The 20,019-nt window shown below is 57.1% G+C and carries 19 protein-coding genes and 4 pseudogenes; 8 read left to right on the top strand and 15 right to left on the bottom strand.

Translation table 11 applies throughout. From position 1 onward, the window contains the following. Positions 1 to 146 precede the first annotated feature (146 nt). From V0Z78_RS18170 to V0Z78_RS19145, 4 genes and pseudogenes are all read right to left on the bottom strand, one after another. Positions 147 to 722 carry a hypothetical protein gene (locus V0Z78_RS18170; protein WP_336346090.1) on the bottom strand — a complete coding sequence of 192 codons (576 nt, stop codon included), beginning with the start codon at positions 720 to 722 and terminating at the stop codon, positions 147 to 149. Between the two features lie 26 nt (positions 723 to 748). After that, on the bottom strand, positions 749 to 1,207 hold the full coding sequence (locus V0Z78_RS19140; RefSeq protein ID WP_409338758.1) for a hypothetical protein: 459 nt from the start codon (positions 1,205 to 1,207) through the stop codon (positions 749 to 751). Next, the gene (locus V0Z78_RS18180; RefSeq protein ID WP_336346092.1) at positions 1,204 to 1,779 is read right to left on the bottom strand and encodes a DUF7342 family protein; all 576 of its coding nucleotides are present in this window, start codon (positions 1,777 to 1,779) and stop codon (positions 1,204 to 1,206) included. Before V0Z78_RS18180 ends, V0Z78_RS19140 begins: the two co-directional genes overlap by 4 nt. 261 nt (positions 1,780 to 2,040) lie before the next feature. Continuing rightward, positions 2,041 to 2,349: pseudogene (locus tag V0Z78_RS19145) on the bottom strand (glycosyltransferase); the annotation flags it as partial. Between the two features lie 312 nt (positions 2,350 to 2,661). On the opposite strand from V0Z78_RS19145, the gene V0Z78_RS18190 reads away from it, so the two are divergent. Further along, positions 2,662 to 2,826 carry a hypothetical protein gene (locus V0Z78_RS18190; RefSeq protein WP_336346094.1) on the top strand — a complete coding sequence of 55 codons (165 nt, stop codon included), beginning with the start codon at positions 2,662 to 2,664 and terminating at the stop codon, positions 2,824 to 2,826. Further along, on the top strand, positions 2,823 to 2,957 hold the full coding sequence (locus V0Z78_RS18195; RefSeq protein ID WP_336346095.1) for a hypothetical protein: 135 nt from the start codon (positions 2,823 to 2,825) through the stop codon (positions 2,955 to 2,957). Before V0Z78_RS18190 ends, V0Z78_RS18195 begins: the two co-directional genes overlap by 4 nt. Positions 2,958 to 3,077: 120 nt before the next feature. Here the strand turns inward: V0Z78_RS18195 and V0Z78_RS18200 are convergent. From V0Z78_RS18200 to V0Z78_RS18235, 8 genes and pseudogenes are all read right to left on the bottom strand, one after another. Continuing rightward, positions 3,078 to 3,898 (bottom strand): annotated as a pseudogene (locus V0Z78_RS18200) (acyl-CoA dehydrogenase family protein); the annotation flags it as partial. A gap of 24 nt (positions 3,899 to 3,922) precedes the next feature. Next, positions 3,923 to 4,669: an ABC transporter ATP-binding protein gene (locus tag V0Z78_RS18205; protein WP_336346096.1), complete on the bottom strand. Its 747-nt coding sequence runs from the start codon at positions 4,667 to 4,669 to the stop codon at positions 3,923 to 3,925. Next, a complete protein-coding gene (locus V0Z78_RS18210) occupies positions 4,670 to 5,440 on the bottom strand; it encodes an ABC transporter ATP-binding protein (protein WP_336346097.1) in 771 nt (256 codons plus the stop codon). It lies immediately after the preceding gene. Beyond that, positions 5,437 to 6,441 (bottom strand): branched-chain amino acid ABC transporter permease, encoded by a 1,005-nt coding sequence (locus V0Z78_RS18215; RefSeq protein WP_336346098.1) that lies wholly within the window; start codon positions 6,439 to 6,441, stop codon positions 5,437 to 5,439. The genes V0Z78_RS18210 and V0Z78_RS18215 overlap by 4 nt, the downstream gene beginning before the upstream one ends. Before the next feature lie 2 nt (positions 6,442 to 6,443). Beyond that, positions 6,444 to 7,301, bottom strand: coding sequence for a branched-chain amino acid ABC transporter permease (locus tag V0Z78_RS18220; RefSeq protein WP_336346099.1), 858 nt, complete (start codon positions 7,299 to 7,301; stop codon positions 6,444 to 6,446). Positions 7,302 to 7,307: 6 nt separating this feature from the next. Then, positions 7,308 to 8,603: an ABC transporter substrate-binding protein gene (locus tag V0Z78_RS18225; RefSeq protein WP_336346100.1), complete on the bottom strand. Its 1,296-nt coding sequence runs from the start codon at positions 8,601 to 8,603 to the stop codon at positions 7,308 to 7,310. A gap of 155 nt (positions 8,604 to 8,758) precedes the next feature. Continuing rightward, positions 8,759 to 8,887 (bottom strand): annotated as a pseudogene (locus tag V0Z78_RS18230) (3-hydroxyacyl-CoA dehydrogenase NAD-binding domain-containing protein); the annotation flags it as partial. 202 nt (positions 8,888 to 9,089) lie between these two features. Further along, a complete protein-coding gene (locus V0Z78_RS18235; protein WP_336346101.1) occupies positions 9,090 to 9,737 on the bottom strand; it encodes a M14 family metallopeptidase in 648 nt (215 codons plus the stop codon). Positions 9,738 to 10,215: 478 nt separating this feature from the next. On the opposite strand from V0Z78_RS18235, the gene V0Z78_RS18240 reads away from it, so the two are divergent. Continuing rightward, entirely contained in the window at positions 10,216 to 10,506 is a 291-nt protein-coding gene (locus V0Z78_RS18240) for a toxin-antitoxin system TumE family protein (protein ID WP_336346102.1), read from the top strand. Continuing rightward, entirely contained in the window at positions 10,487 to 10,978 is a 492-nt protein-coding gene (locus V0Z78_RS18245; protein WP_336346103.1) for an HVO_A0114 family putative DNA-binding protein, read from the top strand. Before V0Z78_RS18240 ends, V0Z78_RS18245 begins: the two co-directional genes overlap by 20 nt. Positions 10,979 to 11,167: 189 nt before the next feature. Here V0Z78_RS18245 and V0Z78_RS18250 read toward each other — a convergent pair whose 3' ends face one another. Then, on the bottom strand, positions 11,168 to 11,404 hold the full coding sequence (locus V0Z78_RS18250) for a hypothetical protein (RefSeq protein WP_336346104.1): 237 nt from the start codon (positions 11,402 to 11,404) through the stop codon (positions 11,168 to 11,170). A 2,322-nt stretch (positions 11,405 to 13,726) separates the two neighbouring features. Here V0Z78_RS18250 and V0Z78_RS18255 point away from each other — a divergent pair. From V0Z78_RS18255 to V0Z78_RS18265, 3 genes are all read left to right on the top strand, one after another. Then, complete coding sequence (locus V0Z78_RS18255) at positions 13,727 to 15,058, top strand: beta propeller repeat protein (RefSeq protein ID WP_336346105.1); 1,332 nt, start codon at positions 13,727 to 13,729, stop codon at positions 15,056 to 15,058. A gap of 20 nt (positions 15,059 to 15,078) precedes the next feature. Beyond that, positions 15,079 to 15,387 (top strand): SprT-like domain-containing protein, encoded by a 309-nt coding sequence (locus V0Z78_RS18260; RefSeq protein ID WP_336346106.1) that lies wholly within the window; start codon positions 15,079 to 15,081, stop codon positions 15,385 to 15,387. A gap of 356 nt (positions 15,388 to 15,743) precedes the next feature. Then, a complete protein-coding gene (locus V0Z78_RS18265) occupies positions 15,744 to 16,952 on the top strand; it encodes an RNA-guided endonuclease InsQ/TnpB family protein (RefSeq protein WP_336346107.1) in 1,209 nt (402 codons plus the stop codon). A gap of 91 nt (positions 16,953 to 17,043) precedes the next feature. Here V0Z78_RS18265 and V0Z78_RS19150 read toward each other — a convergent pair. Further along, positions 17,044 to 17,358: pseudogene (locus tag V0Z78_RS19150) on the bottom strand (Cdc6/Cdc18 family protein); the annotation flags it as partial. Between the two features lie 1,179 nt (positions 17,359 to 18,537). On the opposite strand from V0Z78_RS19150, the gene V0Z78_RS18270 reads away from it, so the two are divergent. Continuing rightward, entirely contained in the window at positions 18,538 to 18,858 is a 321-nt protein-coding gene (locus tag V0Z78_RS18270) for an antibiotic biosynthesis monooxygenase family protein (protein ID WP_336346108.1), read from the top strand. A gap of 448 nt (positions 18,859 to 19,306) precedes the next feature. Here V0Z78_RS18270 and V0Z78_RS18275 read toward each other — a convergent pair whose 3' ends face one another. Then, positions 19,307 to 19,990 carry a ferritin-like domain-containing protein gene (locus tag V0Z78_RS18275; protein WP_336346109.1) on the bottom strand — a complete coding sequence of 228 codons (684 nt, stop codon included), beginning with the start codon at positions 19,988 to 19,990 and terminating at the stop codon, positions 19,307 to 19,309. Positions 19,991 to 20,019 lie beyond the last annotated feature (29 nt).

Raw genomic sequence — 20,019 nt, forward strand, 5'->3', positions numbered from 1 at the left:
ATGCTGTCAGAGGGGAAGATAATGATCGTCTCAATCCGAGCACCGTCATGTCGCGTCGAACACAGTGATCGCTTAGCCTTGTGCAACAGTGACCGATACACAACAGAAATTGTTGCACAAGGGGTATTGATGAGACGCTGGGGTTGCTACTTGAGGACCATCACATCGAATTTCCCACGCCCGCGGTATCGCCGACCACCCCAGACGAACGTCCGACGAGCCAAGGCATACAGAGTGAGGGGTACGAAGACGAATATCGCCGGGTAGGCCAGCACGGCCGTCCATCGGCGGACGCCCAGGATCTCGTTAACGGTGAGGTGTAACACGGTAAGGAGGACCGCTGTCGGGAGTGGAACCACGATTGCACCGGCGAGGACGAACAACAAGACGAGCACGGTTCCGACGACGAGACCGGGAAAATGCCACCGAAGAATCTGTGTCCACCGGACCTGGCGTTCGACCGTCTCGCGGATCGTGCCCCCGATCGGGACTGTGCGCGTTCGGTCGACCGTCGTCACCTGGAGATACTCCATGAAGAGTCCGTCGTCGCTGACGGTTCGCTGCAGGTGCTCGACGAATGCAGCCTCGTCGATGTCGCCTCGCGCGGAGATGATCGCGCCACCCCAGATGCGGTTGTCGCGATAGATACTCAGTGACCCCGCCGAGGCATACAGTGGTTCGAGTACTACTGAGAAGGGATCCCGTCCAACGAAGTACGGCACTTCTGATACTGGCCACAGCAGGCCGATTATTCGTTCCAGAAACCACGTTGTCGAGTTTCTATCTCAGTAAGAACCGTTGAGAGAACGTCTCGCCAATCCTCTGGATGCGATGTGTCGTCGCCAGGTGTTGGTGCGTTCGGTCCCGGATGAATATGATCCCGGGTGTTGTGGCCTGAGGGGTGTCGATCCCATCGATGATCGAACGCTCCGTCCTCGTGGGTTTCGTGGTAATGAAGCGAGAAGTCACCGTTTTCGAACCAGATGATCTCAAGACGAGCCGTCTGGACGCTGGGAGGATACCAGCGGGAATCGTAGACACAGACAAGCCGATCTGGAGCGAACTCGGGCTGTGTCTTGATGTGGCTGAATCGGTTACCGGTAGTTAGGCGTTCTTCGATAACGGAGAGGCGATTAAAATCGACTGGGGCACTACTTTCGTCCTCTGGAGTTCCAGAGACAGGAGTACGACCGCACTCATTCGTCATGCTGCCGCGTGTCGGTCGGTAGTACCGTCGGGAGCACTGGCTAAGGCCCGCTCGAGGAGCGTGATCCGCCGTCGTGTCGTTTTCCACGCTGAGAGGGCATCCCATACCGACTCGATTGAACGGTCAGTATCGGCTGCATGCGCCGAGATCGACACTGTCTCCGGAGACTCAGCATCGAATGTCTCTCTGTAGATCTCGTCTTGCTCTGTTTCGGTCTGTAGAAACTCAAGTAGATCGTCGGTGGTGTACTGCTCGCGGAGCTGTTGTACCTGCCGCCAGATCAGGTACTCTTGATTACGTTCGTAGGTCACTGGTGAGTCAGTGACGCGGGTAACGATCCCCATCCGATCGAACCACTCCAGGTATTCTTTGGCCGCGTCACGGCCGTGATCGGCATGGTTAGCGATCTCGTCGATGGTTGCTGGACTATCCAGTCCGAGGACGGCGTCGAGGAAGTCGTCGCGTGTACGGTTACCTCGGACGAGTTCCTCAGGGCTCACCAAGGCGTCGAAATCAGGAGCAGTAGAACGCTCGCCGTCGGTGGCTTTCAGGTCCTGGTCTGGATCCTCCATGAACGAACACAGGGGATTTGTCGGAATAAGTCTTTGCCTACACGAGATATTCAGTATAAACGGCGTATTCTATGAGATGGTTCTATGTGGTTGGTCTATACGCTTAGTAGATAGATTGGTTTGCCGGCCAAGTTCTAGTAGGCTCAAGTAACGGGGCCACCGGTCAGTCGAACACCGTCGAAGGGTTATATGAAGAGAGTACTCCTTTACTGGTCTCTCAAAGGAGAGTCTGAATCCGATTGTTGATCGACCACATGAGAAGGCGTTACGGGTCGCCAACCAGTCCGGGGGATGATGAAAGTCGTCGTCGGTCCAGACGAGCCGATCGTGGCGTGCAGCTTCCATCCCGGCGGCGATGGCGTTAGCCTTCCCCGAACAGTGCTCGGGTTCGCCGGCGGCGATGAGCCGGACGCTCTCGGGGGTGTATTGTCGTTCGGTGATGGGGTCGTCTTCGACGTCGTGGATGAGGAGGAGCTCGTCGTGGTCCTTGAGTTGGGCGGCCACTTCCGTACAGGCGTCGGTCCAGCGTGGTGTTGGCAGGAGGACGCTCACCGGCGGACGGTCGGCCATTGATGGTGCCTTCTAGTGAGGCAGTGAAAAACGGACCGGTCACTATGCTCTGAACCTATTTACGCCACTGATTCGTGAAGGAGTTCATCAGTCGCGTTGTCAAACGAACGCCCGAGTGATCAGCTTCTATGGGCGAATTCCCGGAGTAAGTGGGTACGAAATAAGTATATTACCCACAACAGTGTAGACAGAGGATTAATGACCGAGACTACACACGCGTCGGCGTTCGATTAGGTCGTTATTGCTCATTTCGAACTCACGAATGCGGCTGCAGCGACGTGGGCTCAGAACGCGCTTGGGGATAGTCAGTCGATGAGTCCGACTGAGGTTGCTCGTGAAGAAGGTGTCGTCGCTGATCCGGACGATACGGTGGCTATCGAGACTCTCGGGGCTGCGTACGAAGCATGGGTGGGTGATATCGACTCTGATCCTGCAACGGCTGACATGACTGGTGGGGAGCTTAAGGAAGAGGGATGAAGGTCTACGTCAAGTCGAAGGAGCAAATCATCGAGAAGCGAGCGGATAGCCGTGGGCGGGTCACGCTTGGGAGTGAGTTTGCGAATAAGGAGGTTCAGTTAGCGGTGCTTGAAGTTGTGGGCGAGGACTAGAATCGTTCGGTGGAGTTGCTGATTGGGTTTTGTGCCTTGTGCAACGATTGCTAGTTGGTGGCACATGTTGCACAAGGGATGCTCACTTGCTATTGCTACTGAATGAATCTGGAGCGTGAACTACTGGCTATCTCCGGCGGGCACGAGGTCCTGGCCGAGGATCAGCGCGTGGATGTTGTGAGTCCCCTCGTACGTATAGACCGTCTCCATGTTCGCCATGTGTCGCATGGAGGCGTACTCGGCGGTGATGCCGTTACCCCCAAGCATCGCCCGGGCGATCCGCGACTGGTCGCGCGCCATCTCCGCGAGCTTCTCCTGTTGGAGCTGGAAGCGCGCGATCGGTCCGCCGAACTGCTCGCGCTCGAGTGCGTACTCGCGGGCCTCCTCGAAGCAGTCCCGGGCCGCGCCGACGGCGCCCCAGGCGATGCCGTAGCGCGCCTACGTGAGACACGACAACGGCCCCTTCATTCCTTCCACGTTCGGCAGAACATTCTCCTCGGGGATGCGGACGCCGTTCATCGTGAACTCGCCGGACTCGACGCACGAAGCGAGAGCTTCCCCTCGATGGTGTCGATTCCGAGGCCCTCCCGGTTGGTCTCGACGAGAAACCCACGCACGGGCTCGTCTTCATCGGAACTGTTGCGCGCCCAGACGATCACCACGTCCGCGATCGGCGAGTTGGTACACCAGCGCTTCTCGCCGTCCAGAACGTACTCGTCGCCGTCGCGCTCGGCGTGCGTCTCCATGCCCCCGGCGTCTGAGCCGTGGTCGGGCTCCGTGAGAGCAAACCCGCCGATCGCCTCGCCTTTCCCCATGTCGGGGAGCCAGCGTTCCTTCTGGTCGTCGCTGCCGTAGGCGTGGATGGGGTACATCACGAGCGCACCCTAGACGCTCGCCATCGGCCGAATGCCCGAATCGCCGGCCTCGAGCTCCTGAACGACCTCTCGAAACACGGGGAGTGAGCGTCAGATGACGCCGATGTAGGCGTCACGGACGTAGTCGTCGTTCCGGAACTCGGTGGCCGTCCCGGACCGCTCGACGGTGCCGGTCTCGAGGAGGTAGAGGCGATCCGAGTGCTCCATCGCGAAGCTCGCGTTCTGTTCGGCCAGCAGGACCGTCATCCTGTCGTCCTGCAGCGTCGACAGTGTCTCACCGATGTCCTGGATGATCACCGGCGCGAGCCCGAGCGTCGGCTCGTCGAGCAACAGTACCTCGGGATCGCCCATCAGCGCCCGGCCGATCGCGAGCATCTGCTGTTCACCGCCGCTCATCGTCTCGGCCTCTTGGTCGCGGCGCTCGTCGAGACGAGGGAAGAGCTCGTAGACACGGTCGAGGTCGCGCTGGATTGCATCGTCGTTGCGGACGTGTGCTCCCATGAGCAGGTTCTCGTGGACGGTAAAGAAGGGAAACAGGTCACGATCCTCTGTCGTCTGGATCAGTCCCCGCTCGACGAGCTCACGGCTCGAGCGATTCGTGACGTCCTCGCCGTCGAACCGGACGGTGCCCTCGTACTCGATCAAACGGGAGATCGCGCTGAGCAGCGTTGTCTTGCCGGCGCCGTTGGGACCGATTACCCCCACGATCTCGCCGCGCTCGACGCTGATCGACACGTCGTCGAGCGCTTGGGTCTTGCCGTAGAAAACGCTGAGCCCCTCGACCTCGAGCATCGGTGCTCCCTCGGTTCGTGCGTTCCGTGGTCGGTGGTTGCTCATCTATGTCCCCTCCGAACCGGCGAGATACGCCTGTTGGACCCGTTCGTCGTCGGCGACCTCCTCGGGCGTTCCGTCGGCGATCTTGCGACCGTTGTTGATGACGACGACTCGATCGACGAGCGCCATCAGTCCCTTCATGTTGTGATCGACGATGACCGTGGTGATCCCCTCGTCGCGAAACGATCGTATGAGATCGGAGAGGTTGCGAATTTCCGTCTGATTCAGCCCGGCGAACGGCTCGTCGAGCAACAGCATCTCGGGATCGGTCGCGATCGCCTTTGCCATCTCGAGTCGACGCGTATCGGCGTGGGGGAGCGATCCGGGTCGGTCGTCGAGGCGGTCCTCGAGCCCGACCCGTGCCGCGATGCTGCGGATCTCGTCGGGGCTCGCGCCGCCCTCGAACGAGAAGAGGCTATTGGGGAGGGTGAACAGCTTGATGTTCTGGCCAACGGTCATCACGTCGATGGGGTTGGATTCCTGGGTAACGCGGGCGAGCCCGCGGTTGACGATCTCGTGTGTGGCCGCGCCCGTGATCTCCTCGTCCCGGAATCGAACGTGCCCGTCGGTAACGGAGTAGACGCCCATTACGCAGTTGAACAGCGTCGATTTGCCCGACCCGTTCGGACCGATCAGACCGAGGAGTTCTCCCTCGTCGACGCCGAACGAGAGGTCGTCGACCGCGACCAACCCGCCGAAGCGTTTCGTGAGCGCCTCGATCTCGAGGGTGGAGGTGTCCGTCGCGTGGGATCGTCGGTCGGTGCTTCGGCTCATTCGGTCTCACTCTCGTTCTCGCTCCCCTGCTCACCGAGTCCGTGCCAGAGCTTCCGAAACACACCCTCGCGCGCGAAGACGATCAGTCCGAGCGCGACCGCCCACAGCGCGAACCAGCGCTGGGTCCCGCCTAGACCCAACGTTCCCGGGAGGATCGTATCCCGGAGCAGGATGAAGACGTAGGCGCCGCCGATCGGGCCGAGGATCGAACTCATGCCGCCGATGACCGCCATCACGATCATCTCGATGCTACGGTCGAGGATCACCATCGTCGTCGGATCGACGCTCCCGTAGAAGTGTGCGAGCATCACACCGCCGACGCCCATCGTTACCGCGCTGAGCGTGAACGCCCACAGTTTGAACTTCGTCGTGTCGATCCCGGCGGACTCGACCGCCGGCTCGTTCTCCCGGATCGCGACGAGCACGACGCCGACGTTCGATCGGCTGACGTATAGCAGGCCAAGGGCGATGAATACCATCGGAACGAAGGTGTAGTAGTACAGCACCGTCGTGTCGTAGGTGATCGCCTCGACCGACATGCCGAGTTCGCCGCCGGTGTACTCGTTGAACACGAACAGGAGACGGTAGAACAGGAGTGCGCCGACAAGTGTCAGCAGCGAGAAGTACGGCCCTCGAAGCCGGAGGCTCGGGAGCGCGAATAGCATTCCGACGATCAGGGCGGCGACGACCGAAAGGGGGAACGTCGCGGCGAGGGGGAGCTCTAGATGGGTCGCGAGCATCGCGGTGGCGTAGGCAGCCGCGCCCGATAGCGCCGAGTGGCCGAAGCTGATGTAACCGGTGTAGCCGCTGATGATATCCCATCCCATCGCGAAGATGGCCCAGATGTTCGCCAGCGCGAGCGGGTAGATCAGCCCTCCGAATCCGGTGATCGGTGCCCACAGCGGGAGTGTCGACAGCGATACGAACAGTATCGCGAGCAGTCCGAACTGGTATCGATTCGCCTCGCTGAACCGTCTCGTGATGTGGTCCTGTAGAGTCATGGTCATTCGATGAATTCGCGGCCGTAGAGCCCCTGCGGACGGAACAGAATGATCAGTGCGACGACGACGAGCGCGAACACACCGCGGACGCCGTTGCCCGCAAGCGAGACCGTCAGCGTCTCGAGATAGCCGATCAGGTACGCACCCACGATCGACCCCTTGATGCTGCCGACGCCGCCGATGACGACGATGATGAACGCGAGCGCCAGCGGATCGAGCCACATGAACGGGCTGGTCGTCTGGAGCGAGCCGAGGAAGACGCCACCGACGCCGGCGAGCGCGCCAGCGATCAGCCAGGTCTCGGCCCGAACGCGCGAGATGTCGACGCCGGTAAGCATCGCTCCCCGCTCGCTCATCGAGGTCGCGAGGATCGCCCGGCCCGAGCCCGTCCGCGTGACGTAGTACCAGAGCGCGCCGATTGCGACCCAGGAGACGACGAAGCCGAAGATCTGGTTGTATCGGATGCGCGTCCCCGCGATTTGAACGGTACCCGGCACCAGCGTCGCGAGCGACCGCGGCTGTGCGGAGAACGTCATCGTGACGAGTTCTTGAAACAGCAACGCGATCAGCAACGTCGCTAGGAACGTGATGACCACGTCCTTCTCGATGTACCGGATCAGCCCCAGATACATCGCGTACGAGACCACGGCGGCGACGCCTACCGAGGCGACGAACGCGACGACCGGCGGGATCCTGCTCGTGGCGGCCAGGAAGACGTATGCTCCGATCATCAGGAGGCCACCGTGAGCGAGGTTTAACACGCCGCCCACGCCGAATATCATGGTGAATCCGATCGCGATCAGCGCGTAGACGGCGCTGACCATCGCCCCGGTGATCAGGATTGACAGGAGGTCAACCATGAGCGGTCAGGCCAGCCACTCCGGCATCACATGATCGTCGGTCGCGATCTCACGGGGGAAGGTACAGACCTTCTCCCCGCCGCCGGATTCCTGCCACTGCTGGACCGGGAACGGAGCGAAATCGAGACCCGGTTTCACGTCATGAGGGAACTCGTGGTCGGATCCGAAGAACTGGATCCGGCCGGCGGTCCCGACGTGATCGGTCTCGAGCATCGCGTCGACGAACGCGTCGGGGTCCTCCGCATAGTCGGCGGTGCCCGCCCGCTCGACCGCCTCCCTGTAGATGTGAACCGCGTCGTAGCTGCCGAACCCCATGTACATCGGTGCAGTGGGACGATCCTCGTAGCGTTCCTGGTAGTCATCGGTGAACGGGATCGTCTTCTCGGTCACCGTGGCGGTCCCGCCCGCTCCCGACTCCGCGGTGGTCTCGTAGAGACATCCCCCGCCGGTGTCGTCCCAGAACTGCGGCGACATCGAGGCGACGTTGATCCCCTCCTGAGCGAAGGGGTACTCGTTCTGTCGCCAGGTCGAGAGCATCCCCGGGCCGGGGATGTGGGCAAACGTCTTCAGCATGACGTCGGCCCCGCTTGCTTCGACCTGGTCCAGAACGGGAGTGAAGTCGTCGGTGTCGCGGGCGATCCGAGCGTCGAGCGCGACCTCGAGTCCCCGCTCCTCGAGCTGAGCTGGCAGGATCTCGGAGAAGGGCTGGGTCCACGCCGCGTTCTCAGGCGTGACGGCGAAGGAGTTCCAGCCGTGCTCGTCCGCGAGGAACTCCGCGTAGTCCGCGAGCGCTTCAGCCTGGAAATTGGTGTTGATCGAGTTGACCCGGAAGACGTTCCTGTACTGTTCGTAGTCCTGACCGGCGTGATCGCGCGTGATCTCCGGCGAGGCCGATCCGGAGACGATGAACGGCACCTGCTGGTCAGCCAAGAAGTCGATGATGCCGAGTGCGACCTCGCTGACGAAAGTGCCGATCATTACGTCGATGTCCTCCTGTTGGACCATCTCCTGTGCCTTGGTACTCGCCTCTGAGGGGACGCCCGCGCTGTCCTCCGCGACCAGCTCTACGTCCCGGTCCATGATGCCGCCGTCGTCGTTGACCTCCTCGACGGCCATCTCCGCGCTGCGGGTCGCGCCGATTCCCATGTCCAGTTCCCGCGGAGCGAGGTGACCGATCCGTACGACGTCATCGTCGCCGCCGCCCAGACAGCCCGCGAGCGCCGCCGCACCCGTCCCGACCGTACCGAGAAACCCCCGTCGGCCGATCGATCGCCGGGCGATCCGAGCCGTATGTTCACTCATGGCATTATCTCTGTTAACCATGCTATCGGTGTTATTTAACATCATGTATAATGGTTTCGCACGATCTGACCACGGTAACGTACTCTGGCGCGATCACTTGACGAGCGAGAGGAGTTCACAGGAGAGCACCGTCTCAGGGGACTCCTCGAGGATCCCTTCTCGGCGAGCTTCTTGAGGCTCCACTCGATCGAGGCGTAGCCGTCCTCGACGAACTCCCGCTCGACGTCGCGCATCATCACGTCGTAGCCCGCGATGGCGACGACCTCCGTGATCCCGTGGCCCATGTTCCGCGAGTTGTCAGGCGAGCTGTAGGGTAGGGTAGTTCACAACGGGTTCGAAAATGCTGGCTCGGAAACGACACCAACACCGCTCTGATTGAGTAGCTCTCGTGTTATCATATCCTGTAAAAACGCCATATTATCGACGGTAAGCGCGGTACGAGTAACTTCAGTCAACCAGCCATCAATGTCCAGATCGGCTGCAGCCTTATGAATAAGAAGCGGATGCTGTTCCGAGATCGCTGGTCCGACCATGGAAATCATGCGCGGAAAGTGAGTCAGTATCCGGAAGATGGGTCGTGTTCATATAGTCAACAGTGCTTTCAGCGGCACTCACGACGTTAGCCGTCGGAAAAATCGATTGACCAATGCCGTCACTGCCATAGATACCAGTCGCATTGTGCATATCGATCAGGTAATCCGGATCGACGTCAACGACTTCATCCCAAATACCGCGAGCGGCCATTGTCATCGGTTCCGATCCAATGGGGAATTGGCGGTTCAGATCGCCGTTCGAGCCGTGGTTATTGTCACGCTTGACTGCAGGCTTGTTTGTCTCGGGGATGACGACGAGCGTCCCACTCGATCGTATACTCAGTAGCGAGATGAGCAGCCTCAATGCCACCACGTTCGTTCCCATGAATGCCGCTAAAACAACTACTGTCGGTCCCTCGGTGGGTGCTGCGATCGTAGAGACATCCGTCTCATATAGTGTGTTCTCGAGAATTGTGTGATGGTCACGAGTAACCTGATGAGCAGCACCGGATCTACTGAGTGCTGGAAGTCCGATGACGCCGATTCCAGTAGTAAGCCCAATCTGGGTAAGAACGCTTCGCCGTGTTGGTTTATTGTTCATAGGAGATCTCTGTTATCCTCGCACGTCTCGTAAATAGATGTCTAAATAGAAATCGAGGGGCAACCTCGTGGCTGATCCGGACGATACGGCGGCGATTGAGACCATTGGGGCTGCCTACGATGTCTGGGTGGGTGATTATCGACTCTGATCCTGCAACGACTGACATGGCTGGTGGGGCGCTTGAGGAAAAGGAATGAAGTCTACGTCGAGTCGGAGGATCAGATCATCGAGAAGCGAGCGGATAGTCGTGGGCGGGTGACGCTTGGCAGCGAGTTTGCGAACAAGGCGGTTCAGCTGGCGGTGCTCTGTACGCCGACGGCGACGAATAGAATTGTTCGGTGGATTTGTTGATCAGACCGGAAGCTTCTCTGAGTAAATAACACACTGGCTCTTCAAAACGTGTTAGGGTAATAGGCGAACACTTACGTGTGTTGGGGTAGTAGGCGAACACACAAGGTCGATGCCTGCGACGAAACTGTTGGCGGAACAAGATCGAGTCCCGGATGGAAGTCGATACGAAATAGTTGCATGGGGTATTTCGGCCACAAATGAGTATCCTGAAGGAATCAAGTACTCGTTTCAATACACCGCCGAGAACGGTGATACACTACTCCGATATGATAACTATGATACCGAACGTGAGGTCGGAACTCACCACCGCCACCACTACCTCGAGGGTGTGACCGGACTCGAATTTACCGGCCTCAAATCGCACGTAGAACGCTTCCTCACGGAGGTGAACAAAATCCATGACGAACGCCAACACTGACGCCGACTCCAACGACGAGCACAACCACAAGCACTGCGTCCCACATCCGACCGATGAGGACGTCGAATACCCGACTGAGCTTCGAATTACGACGTATTCAAACGAACGGGCACAGAAGGCGATACTTGACCGGGTTGACCAATGGGAAGCCGGTGAAGAGGTATCCCATACGATCAACTTTCAGGACCCAAGTGAGCTGCATAAGCTATTCACTGAGCGCCGTCTCGATCTCCTCCGGAAGGTCATGACGGATCCACCCGACAGTATCCGCGCACTTGCTGATCGTCTTGACCGAGGGGTAAGCGAAGTCCATAATGATGTGTATGTCCTCAATGATCTCGGTATCTTGTACTTTGAGGATGGCCCTGGTCGGCGAAAGCGTCCTCGGGTTCCATATGAACGGATTCATGTGGAAATCGAGTTAGAAAGTGACAGCGAAAGCGATGCAGGCACAGATCCCGTATCCGCGTAGAACGGGCAACTCAAATTGAGGACGCCAAAAAGGCTATTCACTGTGTCTCTTGTAACGAGCTTAGCAAACTATCCCTCCACCATCAGAAACAGCCTGTTGAATATAGACGGTGAGTTTAACACTGACTCGCCGATATTCGCAGAACGTTCTTGTTAGACCAGAAGGTTGTATTCTGTGATACGGGGGTCGTTAGTCGAGGATCGTCACATCGAACTTCCTCCGCCAGCGGTATCGCCGGCCACCCCAGACGAACGTCCGACGAGCTAGAGCGTAGACAATGAGGGGAACGAAGACGAACACCGCCGGATAGGCCAGTACGGCCGTCCACCGACGGATGCCTAGGACCTCGTTGACGGCAAGGTGTAACACGGTTGGGAGGACTACCGTTGAAAGCGGAGCCACGATTGCACTGGCGAGGACGAACAATAAGATGAGCACGGTTCCGACGACGAGACCGGGAAAATGCCAGCGGAGAATCTGCGTCCACCGAATCTAGCGCTCAAACGACTGGAATCTACTCCCAAACTTGGTTCTACCGAGGTATTCTTGACGGTCGGATTAGCCTGGCTGCTGGTCGCTAGTGTCGGAGCACTACTCTATATTATCGATGGTAATGGCATTATCGTGCACCCGGTACATGCCATGTTTGAGAGCATGAGTGACTTCAACGACCACCGATGCGACTGTTCTGAACGGAATCTCGTTCGAGAGACATTCTCGTTCCGTGCTGATGTGGCGCCAGCTCACCCAGTGGCTGGGTGGGATGGGTATCATCGTTCTCGAGGTAGCGATCTTCTCGCAGGTGGTCGTCAGGGGATGCAGCTAATGGAAGCCGAGGCGCTGGGTCTTCCAGTAGAGAAGCTCTCACCTCCTCTCAGGAGACAGATCGATCTAATAAGGTGGATCATCGGTTGGTAGATCTCGTGCCCAGCCCACGAGAAGCAACACAAGACCTACGATCAGTATCATAATCGGTATGAATGTGCTTGAGGTTTGGACTGCGGTGGTGACCGTATCTGGCCGGTCTGTCCATCCTGTATTCTGTGTCTGGCCATAGTGAGTGGCATCAGCCGGAACGTCTGGTGCTTCCGACGATTTGAGATAGGTACTAAGCCACTCTTCAAATGAAGTACCGGCCGCTTCCGTTACATATTGGGTGAAAACCGCATAGGTTATTTTGTCATCATGTTGATTCATCCGGCGGAGTACGTGTTCTAATGTTCGACTCCCATCGCTTTCGGCTCTGATCTCTGCATCAAGTGCAGCAAGTACACGCATACTTTGAAGTAGGGAACATCCTCAGACGACCACGAATTAGAGTCGGCTAATACGTCATTTGCATAATTGTCATTCTCGACATAGCCATGGCAATCGTCGAAAGATATTAGCCCTTGCTTGTAGGCGAGGAGTGCTGCATAGTATTCTGCACTTGCTTCAGTGAACCATTCCATCTCTTGACTAGCTGTGTAGTTTTGTTCGAATATATACTCATGAATGAATGAACTGTCGGGTGTCGAAGGTAGCATTCTCATATTCCAGACAGTAGGATAAAAAATTCAGGGTTGGTTGCACTCTTGTTATTGGATTCAGTAAAATAACTCAATTAGAGGGAGAATACCCCAGAAAGGCCTAATCACTGAGTGAATATCCGATTGAGGAATCGGGCACTACCCTGAAGGAAGAGCAGGGAATGGCGTTTCTTTCTATAGCCCCCAGTCGGCGTGTGAGAGGAGTTGGGGGTTAGTAGTGAATGGACTCGGTTGGCAGTCACATCCCCTGAGTGGACTGTCAAGGGCGTCAAAACGGAAGTGACCGTAGACCTCATCTGTCGTTTGTAGGTGAGCATGACTACATCATTCCTCTCAGAGCTAACAGGAGGGCGCTCATGGCTCCCAAGGGTGGCGGGATTGCCGTCTCCTCTCCGGAGAACCAGTAGAAGTAGTTTCCTCACTTAATACCTTAACTTAGCAACCCACAGATTAATGATAGTGTCTGGATTGTCATCAAATGGATGCCACAGGATAACATACTATCTCGTGGTGTCCAGCCTCTGACAGTGGAACGAAGGGCAGCCCACCCTTCGTTCCACCGGAAGAATGGATGAGCTCTTCCGGATTTTTCTGCCAGCACTTCAATGCCTCTGACAGTTGGTGGCATAGCGAGACTGTCGCTGCCACCACGGTGAACTAAGTGTCACACTGTAAAAAGAAATTAGATGGTTCACCATGCTGTTTAAAATGGCATTGATAAAACACAATCTCATGGAGTTTCATTCGATTCCAGTGATTCACCTCTTCTGGGATTGGAAGCACTCGAAGCAGGGTAAATCGCCGCCCTGTGGGCCACAACAGCCTTCTTAACCGTTCTCACAAGTGTCTACGATCTCTCTCCGTCCGGCATGAGAACCGACTGAGCGGCTTGTAAGACGGGCTGACGGATAGCCACGGCGACCGTGTGCTTATCGGCCCGTCTCCGAGAATGAATATAATAGGATAGTTCTCTACTCAATTTTTCCATAGGATGATGGAATGAATAGATGGCAGACTATATACAATTATAGTAATAGATAGAAAAATAACATAAATACACTAACCATTCTAATTCATGTCTCTTATTGCATTTTACTTGTCAAGGGTAGTTTATAAACAGTATACTTATCAGAGTATATTCGTGAATACGAGAAAACATAGCCGACGTGGCGTATTAGCGCTGGCCGGAGCACTCACATTGGGGGGCTGCCTCGGTGAATTGAGCGACAGCGGGAATGAGGGTAATGCGACGAATGACGTCTTTAGTCAGGATAACGAAACAAACGAAACAAACGAGACAAACGAGACAAACGAGACAACCGAGGACGAGGATGAGGACTCTATTGAGGAACGTGACGCGCCCGAGCCGGAAGGCGGCGATGGGAGGCCCTTCACCCATCACGACCTGGCGGTCGACGCCGAGCACGAGAATGGTTATCCAACCTGGATAGATGGCAATGGGAGGATGTACGGTCGCGACGGTACACGGGTGATGGTCAGCGACGACTGGTGGGAGACCACCGAGGAACTATACGACTTTGGAGATGACATGCCGGGCCATGAACGGGTCGAGACAGTAATAATCCCCGAGAGCGGCAACGTCTTGGTCGGAATCGGGGGCAACTTCGACGAAACGACCGGTCAAATAGAGCTGCTGGCCGACGACCTAAGTGAGTCGGAAACTCTCTATGAATTCGACTGGGGACGCACCTCAAATAGCATGGGCCATGCCGTCTGGGAGGACATCGTGGTTATCTCGACATACGAACTCTCGGATTACGAGGGAGGCAACCACGCGAACGAAGTCATTCTCTCGACAGACGGCGGCCAGTCTTTCGAGCAAGTGCTGGAGGTGCCGGTCGTCACGACTGACGCCGCCAATAATCACGTCCATGACGTGGAATATGACCCGTACGCCGAGCGTATCTGGGTACTGGTCGGCGACCACGGTAATTCGCAACTGTACTGGTCGGACGACCTCGGCCACAGCTGGGAGAGTATTGGTCCCCGGGGAAGCATCGTTATGCTGACACAGGTGGCCGCGTTCAAGGATAATGTCGTCTTTGGAACAGATGGTGCCCCAGACGGCATCATACTCTGGGAACGTGACGGCCCCGACGATGCGCCCGCCAGCGTGGACGAGTTAGAACGGGTCCACGTCGAAGTGAAGACGGACGCCGCCGATAGCGGCGAGGTCATGCAGATGTACGCACGCCGACGGTGGCATATCCGCGAGGACCTTGAGACGGGGCGCGAACTCTGTGTCATGCCCTTCGGGTTCAGTCCAATGAACGAGGACGCTGATGAAAGCGTGGTGCTCGCGTCGGCGGATGGGTACGTCTGGTATGAGGTATTCCGAACGGATTCACGGGAGACGTTATTGACGAACGTCATGGGACCGCTATCGATGGACGCCTCTGGTGACCCCACTGAAGACCCTCGCCTACTCGTCTCGGACAGCAACCAGGGGGAGGGATATCAAGTCGACGCCAGGCTTCCGCCGTTCTGGGAGCTCGACGACGCCGACAAGCTACGCAAGCTTCAAGACTAATGTAGCCACGGGATACGGTCGTGATTGACGGGTCTGCCTATGAGTCGTACGGATGGGAGCAATTTTCCCGAGTCGTTCGCCACGAGCTAATTCATGCCTGGCAGTATCACAACTACAGCAAGGCCGATCACGGGTCGACTTTCAAACAGTGGGTTGAACCGCTGGAGACGGATCGTCATTGCGAGCAGTACGCTGAACCGAACTATTGGGTCATCTGTGAAGAGTGCGAAAGTCGTGATCCCCGATATCGCCGATCGAAGGTTGTGAAAGAGCCTGAGAAATACTCATGTGGGCGGTGTGGTGGTGCGATCTCGATTGAGTATGTGTAGCAGGGGTTCATTCGTCTTTCACCCTTGTGCAACGGATCGCCCTCGATTGACCATGATGTTGCACAAGGTATCCTGGGAATTCAAGAGAAGGAGTCACCCGACCGAGTCAGACACCACCCTGCAAGTGTTAATGTACCCTCTATCACGACATTCATCTGGTACACCAGAGACACCACCTTGCAAGTGTTCTGTAACGAGTGCTGAGAAGGATCCAGCTGTATTCACAGAAAACACAGCGCGGATGCCCCGGGGCTTGACCTCGGGGAAGGAGCGCGTCAATACTCAACACAAACTCCGGTCTCTGGCAGACTCACTCTCGAATGTTTAAGTAACGTTGCCGTGTTATGTGAAACGTCGTGGAATACCGTCGCACCGCCGTAATCAAGCTCGACGTGCCTCAGGATGCCGATTCGTCCCTCCGTGAGACAGTCGAGCAATTCAAACACGGCGCGAACACCGCGAGCGAATGGTGTTGGCATGGTGACGACGGATACCACGTTACCTCGAAGGCCAAAGCCGAACGTGCCTTGTACGACCAACTGCGGGACGAAACCGACCTTACCACGAACCTCGTCCAGAAAGGAGTCCGCCGCGCGGTCGAAGCCGTCAAGAGCGGTGTAGCACGACTGAAGCGCGGTGAACGAACGTCCCAACCCTACTTCTCCGCCGATAGCGCGGTCTACGACAAACGAAGTGCGACGTTCCACCGCGACCACGTCTCCCTTTCGACCGTCGACGGGCGCGTCGAGTGCGACTACATCCTTCCCGACGACCCCGACCGCCATCCACGGACGTATCTCGAAGACAAGGATTACGAGTTCCGCATGGCGACCCTACAACGGCGAGACGACGAGTGGTTCCTTCATGCCTCAATGCGGAAGGTCGAAGCCGACGACCCCGAACCCGACACTGAGCACAGAACAGTCCTCGGTGTGGACCTCGGGGTGAACAACATTGCTGTTTCGTCAACCGGCACGTTTTGGTCCGCCGATGAGTTCAACCACTGGCGTCTGGAGTACGAGAAGCGCCGTGGCTCGCTTCAACAGCGAGGAACGCGAGCCGCCCATGAAGCCATCGAAGGCATCGGGCGTAAGGAGTACGGGCGCTTCGAGATATACCTGCATGGTGTAGCGAACGAACTCATCGAGGAAACCGTCGAATACGGCTGCTCGCACATCGTCTTTGAGGACTTGACGCATATCCGCGAGAACATCCCGCAGGCGACGTGGCAACACGTGTGGGCGTTCCGCCGGTTGTTCCACTACGTCGAGTACAAGGCGGCTGAACACGGCGTCGAAGCCATGCAAGTCCCGCCGAACCACACGTCTCAACGCTGTTCGACGTGTGGCTGTACCCACGAGGACAACCGCGACGGCGAGTACTTTGAGTGTTTGAAGTGCGGGTATCAGAACCACGCGGATTACAACGCGGCGAAGAACATTGGCTATCGGTATCTCCGCCGGAGGCAAAACGCAGCCGACGGAGGCGCACCCGTAGACGTGCGCTTGAATCGCGGGACGCTGAACGTGAGTGGGGAGTACGTTCCCCCTGCCTCTACGGCATAGAACGGGAGTCCACGCGAAAGCCGCGGGGCTTGACCCCGAGGCAGTTTACACCACCATGCAAGTGTTCTATTGAAGACGATATGAAGAGTAGCTACGCAAATCGGAAGAGGTCCCGTTGTTCGGCCTCGAGTTTGTCGGGTGCCTGGTATGAGGTCGCTTGTCCCTTCTGGTAGTGCTCAAGGATCTCGTAGACATTACTGGGAAGGACACTACCGAGGCGACTATCCTGTTCGCAGGCTTTGATGATATCCTCGGGAGTATCCGTGACTTCATAGATATAAGTCCGGCCACCTTTACGACCGAGATTACGCTCGGTCGATCGTGCAAGCCCAAGCATACAAAGTTGATCCAGAAATTCGTAGAATTTGCGTTCGGAGACTTGGTCCGCATTAGCTGAAGCGGCGAGTTTCGTATAGTGACCTCTCTTTTCGTCTCACCTCTTCTTGAGGGAAACAACCAGTTCATGCCACCTGATTCTCCTCGAGGAAACTGTTGAGGTACATCTGGAACCATCCAAACGGGATTAACTGTAGCAGTCAGTCACTGCGTCCAACTACTGATAATAGCAGGACTAACCCCAGAAACAACGCAGCGAGTCCCACTGTACCCACCGGAAAGATTCCCACGAGGACCGCGACAGAATTGAAAATCACGATCGCCACAGCGAACACAACAAGCACCATCATCGGCGATAGGGAGGAGGCAGAAAATGTACGCCTGCCATTGCCACCACTATCGTCGCTCGATTCGGACTCCGCGTTCGACTGTTCGCGCAGTCTGCGCTTTCGCTCTCGGTGCGTCAGTTCGCCCCCTGCTGAATCTGGCATTCTCCGCCGATCCGATTGGAAATTCTGACTCATAAATCCGGAGTGACAGTTACAGCGAGTTGTCGTCGTACTGGCTTTGGCCGCATAAGAGGTTGTCTAAAACACAGCACTCTCGTAGTTCATGTGTGCTAAAAAATCGCTTCAACGCTACAAGGGTACGTCTGGAACCTGGTGGAACCGAAGCGCCGATGAAGTTGGACACCGGATGGATCAGCTCGCAGAGCGCATCAGCGACGTACAGCAGGCTGGCGCTATCGATCATCTGCTCCAACTCCGGCATGCGAACTTACAGACGACAGATGAAGTCCATGGCCACTTTCGTCGCCGATAGACTGGTCGTGTCCCGTTAGATCTCTATTTCAGTGGGAGGTTGTAGGTAGCTTCTATGACCAACCGATCCGCGAGAGACGCTAACAGTAGCTGAGCCTTGTGCAACATTCTTTTTCTAATCCTACCTGCTGTTGCACAAGGCTTGAGAGAAGTACCTGAAACCATCATTTAGCTGAGGGAATAGCGCATTTGTGGATTGCCTCGAATTAGCGGAGAGCTTTGAAATCATCGAACTTCTCCCTGCGTGTAGGCCATTTATTCTCCTTACTTTCTCTGTCCATACCAGGATACTGGTTGTCGCGATCTCTTGGGCCGAACTGGGCGGTTGCAGCGTGAGCGGTCATCATCGCACTGAGCGTCTTCTCCGTGGGAGGTTTGGCAGGAATCGTCAGGACTAACCCCGAAAACGAGAACGAATAACGAGCAATATGATTATACGCATCTGGCACGGATGGACGACGCCCGAGAACGCCGAGGAGTACGAACAGCTCGTTGTCGAGGAAAACTACGATATTATTGCCGAACGAACCGGTGACGGATACCGTGGGTTCGAGATAGCTCGCCGTGAGCAGGACAACGGTGAAATCAAGTACGTTACTATCACACGGTTCGACTCGTGGGAGGCCGTCGAGGAGTTCGGAGGAGAGGACCCCGAGGAGGCATACGTCCCGCCGAAAGCTCAGGAGTTGCTCACTGATTACGACGAGCAGGTGGAGCACTACGAGGTACGGGACGGCGAAGAAATCTGAGGAATCGACCGGGAATCGCGTCTACTGACTACATCCTCTGTATGCAGCACGCCGATCTCAATCGGTCAGTAATTCGCGCAGTACCGCAACGTCGAGCGGGGCCGATTCGTACACGTAGAGATAGCCGATCAGCGTCCCGACGGTCATGATGCCGCCGACGGTCATCAGTTTCGCATTCAGTGGGTCCGAGAGGACGTCGATCAGAAACCGGATTGGGTCGAGCGTTCCCCTGACTCGTTGACGACGTACTCGACGTGAGCCGAGACGGTGTCAATGCTCACGATAATCTCCAGCTTTGCTGTCTGGTCCCACCGTTGCGGTAATCCATCCCTCTGCCAGGTACCAAGGATGGACGTGTGATCTAGTTCCATAGCAAGTCGAGGGTTCACAGGTTAATAGAACAATCGAACAAGTAAGTGAAATACCTCGTTTCGTTCGCCGCTGAGAGCTACTGGACGATGAACTGGCTGGCCGCCTCTTCGACTTCCGCTCGCGAGAGGGGCTCATCGAACGCGGCCGGGAAGCCGATCTCACCACTGAGCACGCGCAGGAACGATGCGTGGCGCGCCTCGACGCTGTGGATGCTGAGTGCCGGCGGGACGAGTTCCGCGTTCTCGATCGAGGGAGCCGCACCAGCGTAGGCGCTGACGCCGGTGTCCTCAAGCAGCGCTGCGGTGGCGAGGAACTCCATGGGCTCTTCAACGGCCGCGCCGAACTCGAACTCCGGTTCGTCGATCGGCTCTCCCCCAAGGTCTTCGATCGTCGCCCCAAGGACTTCGGCGTGGGTCTCTTCGTGCTCCAGAATCGTCTGAAGATCGCCGTAGACGCGATCCTGGATTGGATCGCCGAACGATCGGATGGGCTCCGAGCAGACGAGATCCCGCTCGCTCATGTTCTCGAGCGCCTGGCGATAGAAGTCGGCCTCGAGGAACTCGAGGAGACGTGCGTAGTTGAGGATATCGACGTCGTCCTCGAACTCGCCCTCAGTGACGAACTCGGTCGGTGGCATCTCTCCGCTCATCCCCTCCTCACCGTGTTCACTCGCACTGGCTGGTATCGCGCCGAATGCGCTTGCCCCCACCACTGCGGAGGCGGCGAGGAAGCTGCGGCGGCTGGTCAGTTGATCGCCCATCGTGTCGGTCAGTCGATCGAAGTTCGAAG

Source organism: Halalkalicoccus sp. CG83, assembly GCF_037081715.1.
Lineage (GTDB): Archaea > Halobacteriota > Halobacteria > Halobacteriales > Halalkalicoccaceae > Halalkalicoccus > Halalkalicoccus ordinarius.

What these genes read in the sequence shown, in the direction of transcription:
- V0Z78_RS19140 (WP_409338758.1), bottom strand. Translation starts at nt 1,207, where the DNA reads ATGACGAATGAGTGCGGTCGTACTCCTGTCTCTGGAACTCCAGAGGAC.
- V0Z78_RS18180 (WP_336346092.1), bottom strand. Translation starts at nt 1,779, where the DNA reads ATGGAGGATCCAGACCAGGACCTGAAAGCCACCGACGGCGAGCGTTCT.
- V0Z78_RS18190 (WP_336346094.1), top strand. Translation starts at nt 2,662, where the DNA reads ATGAGTCCGACTGAGGTTGCTCGTGAAGAAGGTGTCGTCGCTGATCCG.
- V0Z78_RS18195 (WP_336346095.1), top strand. Translation starts at nt 2,823, where the DNA reads ATGAAGGTCTACGTCAAGTCGAAGGAGCAAATCATCGAGAAGCGAGCG.
- V0Z78_RS18205 (WP_336346096.1), bottom strand. Translation starts at nt 4,669, where the DNA reads ATGAGCAACCACCGACCACGGAACGCACGAACCGAGGGAGCACCGATG.
- V0Z78_RS18210 (WP_336346097.1), bottom strand. Translation starts at nt 5,440, where the DNA reads ATGAGCCGAAGCACCGACCGACGATCCCACGCGACGGACACCTCCACC.
- V0Z78_RS18215 (WP_336346098.1), bottom strand. Translation starts at nt 6,441, where the DNA reads ATGACTCTACAGGACCACATCACGAGACGGTTCAGCGAGGCGAATCGA.
- V0Z78_RS18220 (WP_336346099.1), bottom strand. Translation starts at nt 7,301, where the DNA reads ATGGTTGACCTCCTGTCAATCCTGATCACCGGGGCGATGGTCAGCGCC.
- V0Z78_RS18225 (WP_336346100.1), bottom strand. Translation starts at nt 8,603, where the DNA reads ATGAGTGAACATACGGCTCGGATCGCCCGGCGATCGATCGGCCGACGG.
- V0Z78_RS18235 (WP_336346101.1), bottom strand. Translation starts at nt 9,737, where the DNA reads ATGAACAATAAACCAACACGGCGAAGCGTTCTTACCCAGATTGGGCTT.
- V0Z78_RS18245 (WP_336346103.1), top strand. Translation starts at nt 10,487, where the DNA reads ATGACGAACGCCAACACTGACGCCGACTCCAACGACGAGCACAACCAC.
- V0Z78_RS18270 (WP_336346108.1), top strand. Translation starts at nt 18,538, where the DNA reads ATGATTATACGCATCTGGCACGGATGGACGACGCCCGAGAACGCCGAG.
- V0Z78_RS18275 (WP_336346109.1), bottom strand. Translation starts at nt 19,990, where the DNA reads ATGGGCGATCAACTGACCAGCCGCCGCAGCTTCCTCGCCGCCTCCGCA.